The organism is Streptomyces sp. NPDC005151 (assembly GCF_053599875.1).
Window position 1 is genome coordinate 1 of sequence record NZ_JBSFYR010000144.1, and the last position, 11,438, is coordinate 11,438.

Here is an 11,438-nt window from a genome sequence, read left to right on the forward strand (position 1 = left end):
TTAGGCGTAGGAACCTCGATCTTCTCAAACTCGAAGCGCACCTGTCGTCGTATCAGCTACCGGACACCGCCACTACCTGCGGATTCGGGTCTGAGACAGCCGCTGGGCGTGTCGGGCTAGCTAAAGCTCCTCGTCGAGGACGGCCATGACAGTCATCCAGATCGCGAGCCCGGCGCCGTTGAGTCCGCAGAAGAGGACGAACGCGTTGAAGCGCCGCATGAACGGCGCCTGAGGTACGAGCACGTCCGACGGGTCCCGTGGGTCGTAGCTGGCCCGGACGAACGGTTCGAAGCCCATGTGCGAGAGGACGCGGGTCGTGCCGGTGTTGTCCGTGTATAGGTACGCCCCCGGCCTGTTGGCCTGCGACGCGACGACGGTGACGCCGTGCCTGAGCAGGCGCCGCTCGCGGTTCCACGTTCCTACGCAGTACACGCCTACCCGTGACGCGCGAGCGGGCGGCGTGTTCGTCACCTGGTTGGTCCGTAGCCGGCTCTTCTGTTGGTGCGGCATTGGATGCGGGGTATCGGAGCTCTGCCGGTCCTGCTTTCACCATCGAGCGGACTGCCGGCTACTCACCACGGCTGGCTCGGTGGTCGGGTGCTCCCCGCCAGCTGTGCACGGCAGGGCGGATGGTGTCAGTCGTCTGTGTCGATGCCGCTGGCGCGGGCGATGCCGTCCAGCTCGGCGTCGATGGCTTTGCGTTCGGTCGCGTGGTGGTGGAGCTTGTCGCGGAGCTCTGCCAGTCCTTGGGGGTCGTTGGCGAGTTCTGGGGTGACGACTGCGTAGCCGGGGCTGCCGTCGGGGCCGGGCATGTCCACGACCTGGTGGTCCATGCGGCCGGTCGTCACGATCGCCATCACGGTGAGGAATTCTTTCTGGACGTCGTCCGTGAAGTCCTTGTGGTCGCCGGCTTCCAGGAAGCCCTCGTGGCCGTCGGCGATCAGGTGGATCATCTCGTGCACGGCCTGGTGCAGCGTCTCGAACTGCTCTGGGGGCATCCGGGCTTTGACCGACTCCAGGTAGAGCGCGACCTTCGCCATCCGGTCCTGCGGCGTCTCATCTGCATGGTCGTTGTCGTTCATCCCCACACCCTGGTCCGGCAGAGCCAGCGCGTCCAGCACCCAGCCGCCACCCGGCGCAAGCAGTGTGCCAGCGGTTGCGGTGCCTGCCTCGCACGGTGGCCGGTGAGTCGTCAGGCCCTGGTCGTGCCTTGTGTTTTTCCCTACAGCCCGCCCTACAGTTGCCCCTACACTCTCCCCTACAGTGATCACTGGCGGGATGACCGGTGTCCGTGCAGGTCAGCATCTGTTTCGGGGCTTGCCCGCTGGTCCGACCCCCCCTTTACCTGCTCTGTGTTGCTGGTGAAGGGGGTGTCGGACCAGGTCGCGGCGGCGCGGGCCGTGGGCAGTCGCGCTGTTCGGCGCGGTGCCGGTCACCGGATGGATGGGGAGCGGGATGGGGAAGTCTGCGCAGTGGCCGTACAACTCGACGGCCCGGGCGCGCGGTCTGGTGCTGCTCGCGCTGGGCGTGGTGAAGGTGGCGACGGCGGAGCAGCTGCGGCAGTTGGTGCTGCCGGGCACGGCGGATCTGCAGACGGTGCGCAACGCGTGCAAGGATCTGCGGCATGCCGGCCTGGCGGAGTCGGTCGGCCGCACTTCCAGGGCGGGGGTGAACGGGCAGCCGGTGCGGCGTGATCTGTGGAACCTGACGACGGCCGGTTTGGCGGCGGCGGCGTCGGAGCTGGGGCGGCCGGTTAAGGATATGGGCGGCACGGCGCGGGACGCGGCGAAGGCCGGCGCCGCGCATGCCCTGGCGGTGACGGACACGATCGACGCGTTCCGTCAGTCGCCGCCGCTGCCGACGAAGCCCGTCGCCCGCCGCATCACGCGCCCCGCCCCCGAGCGGGTACTTGCGGTCCGCCCGCGGGGGCTGGGGCATCTGCGGGGCTGGGAGACCGAGGTGGCGCTGCCGGTCGCGGGCACGTTCACGACACCGGCGAAGGGCAGTCTGCGTGCGGATGCGGTGCTGACTGCGCCTGAGGATCAGGTGTCGGTTTTGTTCGTGGAGGTCGACAATCACACCGAGCCGGCCGCGGTTGTCGCCGCGAAGATTGAACGCTACCGGCGGTTCTTCCAGCGCAAGGTCAAGGACCACCACGGGCGTGACATCGCGATGTGGTCGACGCTGTGGGACGACTCCGGCAGGGGCGGCTACCCGCCCCTCGCCCTCGTCTTCACCAAGGACGTCGGCACCGAAGCCCGCATGAACCGGATGAAGAACATCCGCACCCTTTCCCGCCCGTACTGGGAAGGCCGCTGGGAGAACTATCAGGGTGCCCGCCTCGCCCCGCCCAAGAACGGGGAAGAGGCAGACGGGTGGTGGAACTACACCAACACCGTGCCCGTCATCGCCACCCACCTTGACCAGCTCCGCACCCACGGCCCCCACGGCCCGGTCTGGTGGCGCTTCGGACGCACCGACTGGCAGCCGATCACCGACGCCCTCACCAACACGAACACCCACGACGACTACCTCGACCGGGTGGACAAGCGTCGCGCAGAAGAAGACACCCGCCGCGCTCAGGAGCGGCGTGAGCGCGAGGTGGAGCTGCAGCGCTGGGAGGAGGCCGTGTGGCAGTGCCCTTCGTGCGGCGATGACGTCGACGCCGACGACGAAGACGCCGGCGGCTACCGGCCGGCCGAAGGCGGTCTGTGCCCTACATGCGAACGCGGACGCCGCGAAGCCGAACGAGAGCACCAAGCAGTTGACAACGGCATCCTCGCCCGACTCCGCGCCCGCGCGGAAGGACGGTAGAGAGCCGATCCGGACCGTAGAGCTGTTGGAACTGCCCGTACCTCAGGGACTGGTGTCGGATCTTGTTCCACCCGCCGAGCGGCAGCCGACAAACTCACCACACCGACCTGCCCGGCGTGCCCGCGTGGTGAGTTCTCCCGCGCGGACACGTTCAGTGTCGGTCTGGTGCCCGGTCCGGGCCGGTCAGGCCCGGCAACCTGCCGATAGAGGGTGCAACAGGGGGTGTAACAGAGGGGGCAACAGCCGGTGCAACAGGGGGTGTAACAGGGGTTGCCCAGGAAAAGGCTGGCGCTATGAGTTCGCCCTGCTCAGCATTGGGTTCTCGCTTGGTGAGTGTCCCGACTTCCCCTCGTGCGGCCGTCTCTGCGCCTGGGATCGCTGCTGATGGATGGGGGTGGGCGGGCGGTCTCGGGGAACATGCCGGGCGCTGCGCGCTCAGAGGACGAGTCGCGTCGGCAATGGCCGACGCGGTGTGGCAGGCCCAGCGGCCGGCCGAAGGCGGGCTGCGCCTTCCATGCGACCACGATCACTGAGTGCTGAACGAGAGCCGACGCCCTGATCCGGGTCGCCGGCGTGTACGACGCAGAGGGGGACTGGCGCGGCGGGCGGATCACCAACCTGAAGAAATTGCTCACCCTCGTCTGTCCGGGACCCGGCGCAGCCGTCCGTGTGATGACCGCGTGATCGTCGGAGGGGCCGGTCCGCCGCGTGCGTCGGACCGGCCCCTCCGGGTGGTCAGTGCACTACTCGGGTGACGTTCAGCTCGGCGGCCGTCGTGTACGGTCCGGCGTGAGAGGACGTGGCGACGAGCTTGAGATAGCGGGCCGGCGTGCCGTTCACAGTGACGGTCTGCTCGGCTGTGGTGTTCGGGAAGGTCCCGGTGGCGACCTTGGTCCATGCGGTGCGGTCCGTGCTCGCCCAGACCTCGTATCCGGCTATCCGGCCGTTGGCGCTGTTCTGGCGGGGCAGGTAACGCAGGCCACTGACCTCGAGCTCTTCACCGAGGTCGAGCACGATGTGGTGCGGCAGCGGGTCGGCTCCTCCATACCACTTGGTGTGCCAGATGGTGGCCGGGTTACCGTCCAGGACATTCGCTGCGCGGCCGTCCTCCCCGACGGTCTCCTCGCTGTCGGCCTCGGCCACTCGCATCTGGCCTTGGGGGACGATCGCCGGGTGGAACGTGGTGCCAGTGCCCTTGTCGGTGCTGTTGGCGTTCTTGTAGGTGGCCTGTGCGGACAGGGTGTAGGCACTGGGCTTTGCGTCCGCGGGGGCGGTGACCGCCCAGGTGGTCTTCACCGACTGGTCGGGCTTGACCGTGGTGAACGTGGTGGGCGAGGTGGCCTCGGCCGTCCAGCCGCTGGGCACGGTGAGGCTGACGGAGGCGTCCGAAAGCGCTGCCGGGCTGCTGTCGTTGGTGTAGGTGGTCGTCACGGTGACGGCGGAGCCGGGCTTGAAGACCGAGGGCGTGTCGACCGTGAGCGAGTGGTGCACCCCCATGAAGCCGGGCACCTCCCACCTTTGGTGAAGTTTGCCGTCGCAGTCCCGGAGTTCCGCGGGGGTTCCGTTGGCGATGTCGGAGCCGGGGACGGTCAGGCAGCGGCCGGATGCCGGGTTGAGCAGGGAACCGTCGGCCTTTGGCTGCCAGGTCTGCGCGGGGGTGCCGTCGCAGTCGGCGAGCTCGGTCCCGGTCCCGTTCGCGGTGGCGGCAAGGCACTTGTCGGAGTGGCGGATCGTGCCGTCCGCGTGCCTGATCCACTGCTGGTTGGCGGCGGCTTCACAGTGCCACAGCCCGAGCGCGCCCGGCTTCGCCGGATTGGTCTGGTGGTTTTCCAGGCAGCGCCCGGCCATGCCGCGCAGGCGTGCGGTCTTCGACGTGTCCCACACGTCGGTGATCGTGGAGACGTCCGCGTCGGCCGTGTGGTTGATGTGGTCCAGGCCGTACATGTCCAGCAGCGTGCGCAGCACGTTGTAGTGGTTGATCTTCTGGTCGTACTCGCCGGCCCTGGCCATCGGCCCGACCATGATCGTCGGGATGTGGTTGGCCGGGGTGAAGTCGTCCTCGTCCCAGGTCAGCACGAACAGGCTGTTGTGCGTCTTGGCCCACTGGATGTACGAGTCGAAGGTGTTCTTGACGAAGGCGTCGCCCTGCGCGAGGGTCCCGTCATGCATGCTCTGCTGGCCGTTGCCCACGTAGAAGGAGACGGTGGGCAGCTTGGCGAACCCGTCCGGCGTGGTCGGGAACTCCTCCTGCCGCTTGTCCATCGGGTTCAGATTGCCCGGGGTGCCCGGAATATTCTTGTAGCGGAGCCACTGCGTGGGCAGACCCTGGTTGGCGTAGTCCGCGAAGCTGTACCCGTGGGTCACCAGCTGGTTGGGAAGGTTGTCCGTGTCGACGGACTGCGGATCCGGCCAGGCGCTGCTCTTCACGATGTCCGAGGCGGACAGCAGCGCGTAGTAGTTCGGCAGGCTCGGGTGCGTAACACCGTACGAATTGGTGAACGACGCGCCCTGGGCCTCCAGGGACTTGATGTACGGCACCTGGTCCTGAGGCTTGGTGGACGAGTTCCGAAGGATGTCGTTGTAGCCCTTGTTCTCCATCATCACCATGACCACGTGGTCAGGCTTGGGAACCGCGGTGGATCCCACGACAACCGAAGACTTGGCGTCCGAAGGCGCGGCGTCCGGAGTCGCCGCGGCCGCGGAGACGGTACCCGGAAGGGCGATACATGCCAGCAGAGCCGAGGCCATCAGGCCTCGGATGCTTGGGCGCGGTATGCGCATGCTGGTGCTTCCTTGTTAGTGCGACAGCACACGGGCCGGCATCGCGCCAAGCTCACCGGAAATGCAAACGGTGGTGCTCCCTCTGTGCTTTCGCGTCCATTCATGGCAGCCAGGAGCGTAGATGTACCGTGCATCTGGCCCGGTAACGATCGGTGAACTTCCCTCAAACGCGGCCGCGCAGGGACGGGTCACACCCGAGAACCATGCGAAGGGCCCGGCCCCGGGCGACGGCCATCAACTGCTGCAGCGTCACGGCGACGACTTCGTCGGGGTCGGTGAGCAGGCAGCGAAGCGGATGACCGCGCGGGCGATGCCCTCGGCTGTGCCGGCTGCGATGGCTTCCTGCTCGACATCCAGGAGCACGCGCTGACTCGGGCAACCGGCACGCTGATGATCTGCGGGGTTTTTCGGTGGTGGTTCGACACCCCAACGTCACCCTGACGAGCCGAAGTCAGTATGTGACCCGCATCGAGCGAGGCCAGGGGTGGTGAGCGCGGGCTGGGGTTGGCGGCGCTCCCCGGCACGACCACGCGCCGCAGTGTCGGTGGCCTCATATGATCCGGTTGCCGTCTCGCTCGGCTTCGAGCCAGCCCAGCCGTGCGGCCTGGAAGCCCAGCTGCATGCGATTGTGCACCTTCGCGGCGTCCATCAGGTACCGGATCCGGCGCTGCACCGTCCGCAGGGAGGTGCGCAGTTGGGTGGCGATCGCTTGGTCGGTGAGGCCGGTCAGCGAAAGGCTGAGGATTTGGGCATCCAGGTCATCGATGGCGGGCGCTTTCCCCAAGGTATCTGCAGAGGTGGCAAATTGCGTCGCTTTCTCCCATTCGGACTCGAACAGTGCTATCAGCGCGTCGAGCAGGCTGCTCTCGTGCACGAGCAGGGCTCCCGCTTTGGTGGCGTTGCTCGAACCGAGGAGGGGGACGATTGCGAACTCGCGGTCCACGATGAAGAGTTTCAGTGGCAGCGTCTCAGCGATTCGGACATCTTCTCCTGCGGCTCGCGCCTGGACGATTTCGTCGAACGACGGGGCTCCCTCGTTGAGCATCGTACGTTCGAGTATCACGCGGTAACGGACGCCGCGTGCGATGACCGTGCCGTCGGTCATGTTGCCGGTCGAAAAGACCGGCGCCTTCGCGAAATTCATGACCTCTTTCCGTGCGCCGAGTTGCATGCGTCCGACGCGCTCGCGGATGGCCTTGCTGCCGTGGATCACGTCGACGACGTCCGCAACGCCGCGCCCGAGGGCCGCGCGATAGATCTCGTCGAGGGAGTCGAGCTCGAGTTCCGCCAGCTTGAGCTCGTTCTGTCGCTGGGCCAGGAGAGCCCGTAGTACCGCCGCCGGCGGGGAGGCCACGAACCGGGTGGTGTCCTCGAGGCTGCGCGCGGCGAGCCCACGGTCTGCGAGTATGTCGAGGACGCGCACGACCTGGCGGGCGTCGCAGCCGACGAGTTCGACGAGTTCGGCGGGAGTGGCGGAGGCTACCGAGATCAGGGTGCGGTAGGTCTCTGCCTCTTCGGGGGTCAGCCCCAGCACGTCTGACAGCATGATGATCCTCCACGAAATCGCGAGAGACGGCCGGGGCGAAACTCACATCTCGCCCCGGTCGCGCCCCCTCCGGTTTGGTTCACCGCTTCACCGCTTCACCTCAGCGCAGTTGGTACGCCTTGGGAATCGTCTGCTTGACGGTGTTTCCCGCACTGTCGGTCGCGGTGATCCGCAGTGCGACTCCTCCGGGAGCCTTGTCACGCTTTGGGTGGTTGATCTTCACGGTGAAGGTGTTCTGCCCCTTGGCCTGGGAGCCCGCCGGCTGCCAGGTCTTGCCGCCGTCGAAGCTGGCTTCCGCCCGCAACTCGGTCACGGTCGGTGGCTTGCTGAGCCGGTCCTGGTAGTAGCCGGTGACGGTGATGGGGTGGAGTCCGTCGGCCCTGGCGGTGTTGTCCAGGTCCAGGCCCAGGTCGTACCGCAGGAAGATCAACGGCTCCGGACGGCACGCACCTGGGTCCTTGACAAGGGTGTCCGCGATGCACGGCTGCGACGTCGGCACGTCAGGCTTGGTCGGCCGGTCGGACGTGTATTCCCACGCGGTCTTGACTCCGTTGGTCTCCGCCTGGAACGAGTAGCGGGCTGATTGTGCAGGCAGGTCGTACGTGACGACGTCAGCGCCGACCGCGCACCCCGTCAGCGCGAGAATGGCTACGGCTGCCGACGCCGCCAGGTTCACCGTACGGCGCCACCTCGATGGCGCGGTCGTGTTCATCGGACCAGTCTCCTTAATCGCTTCGGTCATCACGGCCGGCCTCCCGACACCAGGTCCGGCACGTTGCCGGGCTCGCCGAGCTCGATGATGAACCTGGCCGGGACGAGCCGTTGCTGGAATTCGTCGCCGGTGTCGTTGAAGAGGCTTACGCCGCAGGCGGGGGGCGCACAGTTCGCCATCCCGTAGATCAACTGGGCGACACCCGAGTCGTTGACCATGCCGATCACGGCCTGGCGACCGCCCCCACTACCGGTCAGGTACAGGGTGGGCCAGAAGCGGTCGGCTTCCCGGCAGCCGGCACACGGCAGGCCGGTGCTGACGGTGAAGCCCGACTTGGTGCGGACCTGGGGGACCGCGCCGGGGAGGGACGGACCCTCGTTCCAGTCGATCGTGTTCTTTCTGCCGAGCGCCAGGTCCTGAGCTTCGCCCGTGCCCGAGGCATTCGCCACGGACGGCGCGACATATTCCCTGACGGACTGCTCGAAGTGGTCGATCACGTTGTCGTCCCGCGGCCCGACCAATGTGGTGATCTGCCGTTGACTGGCCGGCTTGGGCAGGCCCATGTCCACTGCCGACGGGCCGGAGTTGGTGGTCCGGCTCCAGCTGAAGTAGGGAACCGCGCCAGGCCGGTCGGCGTGGAAGCGGTGATCGACGCGGTCGAGCTCCTCGGGCAGGACCTGGAACGGCAGGTTGGCGGGGATCCGCCCCTTGGTGTTGAAGGCCAGCGCGTAGGTCTTGGCAACTTCGCTGTTGCCGCCGAGTTCCACCTTGACACCGGAGGTCGCCCCGCCCTGGATCCGCCGGATCAGCGTGGCGGCCTCGGCCGGGGGTACGGTCACGATCGGCAGCGCTGCGTACGGTTCGACCGGCGGGCAGCTGTCGGGACCGTTCGCGCATGTGTAGTTCCGCCACGACTCGTACTTCAGCAGGGCGATCCGATCGGTCTCGCCGGCCACCAGCACCCCGACCGCACCCTCGGCGGCAGCCGCCGCCACTCGCTTACGCAGTGCGGTGAAGTCGCCGCAGGTCGTCCCGCAGATGTCGGTCGGCCTCAGCAGTACCAGCGCACCCTTGGCATCGACCTTGGCGAGATCCTCGGCCGAGCCGGTGCCCGCGTAGACGACGGGCTTCTGAACGTTGGTGGGCAGACGGGGAATCGTTGACCGCACAAGTCGGGTGACGGTCTTCCCGTCCTCCTTCCATGACTGGCCGCCGCCGTTTATGGAGGTGTCCGGTGTCGCGTAGCGCGCGTCCAGGTCGAAGGAGTCACCGTTCCCCGTGACCTTCATCGTCACCGACGGCGGTACCAGGACGTGTTGGCTACTGAAGGCAAGTGTCCCGAGGCTGACCTCACCGGTCGGCAGTGCCCACCAGTTCGGCTCACCGGGACCGTAGTCGGTGACCAGCTGTGCGGTGAGCCCCCAGTTGCCGTCCACGGAGGTCCGCTGCTCCTTGAAGACCGCGCGGTAGGTCTCGGCCGGTTCCGGGGCGTTCACCTTGACCGGCTTGGCCTTCCGCAGGTCCAGCTCCACGGTGGTCGGTCCGGTGACCTCCACCTGGGGTGCCATCGGTGCGGCCTTGTGCAGATCGCCGGCCGCGTCCCGCCAGGTCACCGCGAGGGCCGCCATGACAGTGCCGGAGAAAACCCGTGCCTTGGTTGTCTCGCCGCCCGGTACGGCCAGCGGGTCGTCGTACAGCTTCAGCTTGTCCTCGTTCACGGGGACGATCAGCGCGTTGCCGTACGAGACATCGGTGGCGCCGGCCGGAGGAACGACCTTGATGGTCAGGTCGTGGCGGATCGGCTCCAGGAACGCCGAGATCCGCGACGATCCCAGCATCGTTCCCGCGCTGTCCTCGGCGGTCAGGACGCCGGTGTATCCGCCGTACTGCCCGGCACCCTCCAGCACCCTGCCGTCCACGGTCACCGTCACGTCGGCCGAGCCCTTGGCGGGCACGGTCACCTGGTCGCCGCTGAGCTTGAACAGCCCCGCCGGTGCGGGCTTGCCCGAGGAGGAGGCCGAGGCGGAGAGCGTCAGCGTGATCGGCTCGTCGGTCCAGTTGCTGTAGGTGACCGTCCTGGACACCGGCGAGTGCGGGTACTCGGATCGGCCGAAGTTCAGGTTTCCGTCCGGGATGATCTTCGGATCGATCGCACGGGCCAGGTCCACCCGGCCGGCGCCCTGCGCGTACAGGTCATGGCCGACGTCCTTGGCGGTCGCCATCAGCAGCGCCTTGATCTGCCGTCCGGTGAAGTCCTGGTGCTGTTGGGCGATGATCGCCGCGGCGCCGGCCATGTGCGGGGTGGCCATGGAGGTGCCGCTGGCGGACGTGTAGTAGTCGTCCACGGGCTTGCCCATCGCGGTGCCCTTGGCACGGGCCGCGACAATGGCGACGCCCGGGGCCGCGATGTCAGGCTTGGCCGCGCCGTCCCGGAGGCGAGGCCCGCGGCTGGAGAAGGGGGCCATCTGGTCGCTCTTGTCCACGGCCGCGACGGTCAGCGCCTCGTCGGCAGCACCTGGCGACCCGACAGTCCCGGACTTCGGGCCGTTGTTGCCCGCAGCGATGACGAACAGGGTGCCGTAGCCAGTGCTGAGCCTGTTGACCGTCTTACTCAGCAGGTCCGTTCCGTCGGTGGCCTGGCCGCCGAGGCTCATGTTCACCACGTCGGCACCGGACTTGGCGGCCCACTCCATGCCGGCGATGACCGTGTCGCCGGCGCACCTGCCGTCGTTGTCGCAGACCCTGCCGATGAGCAGCTTCGCACCAGGCGCCACACCGCGACGCAGCCCGTCGGAGGCCTTGCCGGTGCCGGCGATAGTGGCCGCCACATGGGTACCGTGTCCGTTTCCGTCCACCGGCCCGTTCGGGCTGTTGGTGAAGTCGACCGCCTCGGCGATCTGGCCGGCGAGATCGGGGTGGGTGGCATCGATGCCACTGTCCAGCACCGCGACCTTCACGTTCGACCCGTCGTAGCCACGGCTCCAGGCGGCAGGCGCGCCGATCTGCGGTACGGACTTATCGAGCTGGATCGTCGTCAGCTCGTTCAGCCATACCTTTTCCACCCCGGCCAGCGGGCCGGTCGCCCGGGCGGCGGAGGCGGACTTGCCGGCGCTCTTCTTCCGTAACTCTCGCCACCACTGGCCGTTGCCCTTGATGGTCATCGAGCGGGCGTTGATGCTCGGGAGGACGGCCTTGGCTGTGGTACCGGTGGCGGTCGCCGCCGTCCGAGCTTTGGTCTTTCCGGTGTACGAGGCGATCACCGGGACCTCACCGGTCCTGCCCTCGGCCGCCCAATCGGCCAGCTTGGCGAGGTTGAAGAGCTCCCAGTCCAGCAGATCGGCACGGAGCAGCGACAACGCGTCCTCCGGTACGACGTACAGCTGGCCGTTCCTGGTGACGGTGTGAAAGAGAACCGACTCGTTCCCGGCCTCGTTGTTTCACGACGCGGATCGGTTGATCTTGCGCCCGTGATGTCGCGTTGATCCCTGCGCGTGGGTGGTGCCGGTCAGGGGTGCGCGTCGGCTGTCGTGCCGGATGACGCCGGGTTCCACGGGCCCGGGGTCTGCCGGTGGCCTCCTCTCGATG

At 67.6% G+C, this 11,438-nt stretch carries 7 protein-coding genes; 1 reads left to right on the forward strand and 6 read right to left on the reverse strand.

Going from position 1 to position 11,438, the window contains the following annotated elements; genetic code table 11:
* Window positions 1-120 precede the first annotated feature (120 nt).
* A complete protein-coding gene (locus tag ACWD6R_RS37660) occupies window positions 121-510 on the reverse strand; it encodes a hypothetical protein (RefSeq protein ID WP_451822865.1) in 390 nt (129 codons plus the stop codon).
* Between the two features lie 125 nt (window positions 511-635).
* Window positions 636-1,082 (reverse strand): hypothetical protein, encoded by a 447-nt coding sequence (locus tag ACWD6R_RS37665; RefSeq protein WP_451822866.1) that lies wholly within the window; start codon window positions 1,080-1,082, stop codon window positions 636-638.
* Between the two features lie 373 nt (window positions 1,083-1,455).
* Here ACWD6R_RS37665 and ACWD6R_RS37670 point away from each other — a divergent pair, with 373 nt between their 5' ends.
* On the forward strand, window positions 1,456-2,814 hold the full coding sequence (locus tag ACWD6R_RS37670) for a replication-relaxation family protein (protein ID WP_451822867.1): 1,359 nt from the start codon (window positions 1,456-1,458) through the stop codon (window positions 2,812-2,814).
* Between the two features lie 735 nt (window positions 2,815-3,549).
* Here ACWD6R_RS37670 and ACWD6R_RS37675 read toward each other — a convergent pair.
* The 4 genes from ACWD6R_RS37675 to ACWD6R_RS37690 form a co-directional block, all read right to left on the reverse strand.
* Window positions 3,550-5,595 carry an alkaline phosphatase family protein gene (locus ACWD6R_RS37675; protein WP_451822868.1) on the reverse strand — a complete coding sequence of 682 codons (2,046 nt, stop codon included), beginning with the start codon at window positions 5,593-5,595 and terminating at the stop codon, window positions 3,550-3,552.
* Window positions 5,596-6,145: 550 nt separating this feature from the next.
* Entirely contained in the window at window positions 6,146-7,141 is a 996-nt protein-coding gene (locus ACWD6R_RS37680; protein WP_451822869.1) for a helix-turn-helix domain-containing protein, read from the reverse strand.
* A 100-nt stretch (window positions 7,142-7,241) separates the two neighbouring features.
* Complete coding sequence (locus tag ACWD6R_RS37685) at window positions 7,242-7,853, reverse strand: hypothetical protein (RefSeq protein WP_451822870.1); 612 nt, start codon at window positions 7,851-7,853, stop codon at window positions 7,242-7,244.
* Window positions 7,854-7,882: 29 nt separating this feature from the next.
* A complete protein-coding gene (locus ACWD6R_RS37690; protein WP_451822871.1) occupies window positions 7,883-11,209 on the reverse strand; it encodes a S8 family peptidase in 3,327 nt (1,108 codons plus the stop codon).
* Between the last annotated feature and the right edge of the window lie 229 nt (window positions 11,210-11,438).

Bases quoted from the DNA above. Each gene is read 5' to 3' on its own strand.
- ACWD6R_RS37660 (WP_451822865.1), bottom strand. From the start codon at position 510: ATGCCGCACCAACAGAAGAGCCGGCTACGGACCAACCAGGTGACGAAC.
- ACWD6R_RS37665 (WP_451822866.1), bottom strand. From the start codon at position 1,082: ATGAACGACAACGACCATGCAGATGAGACGCCGCAGGACCGGATGGCG.
- ACWD6R_RS37670 (WP_451822867.1), top strand. From the start codon at position 1,456: ATGGGGAAGTCTGCGCAGTGGCCGTACAACTCGACGGCCCGGGCGCGC.
- ACWD6R_RS37675 (WP_451822868.1), bottom strand. From the start codon at position 5,595: ATGCGCATACCGCGCCCAAGCATCCGAGGCCTGATGGCCTCGGCTCTG.
- ACWD6R_RS37680 (WP_451822869.1), bottom strand. From the start codon at position 7,141: ATGCTGTCAGACGTGCTGGGGCTGACCCCCGAAGAGGCAGAGACCTAC.
- ACWD6R_RS37685 (WP_451822870.1), bottom strand. From the start codon at position 7,853: ATGAACACGACCGCGCCATCGAGGTGGCGCCGTACGGTGAACCTGGCG.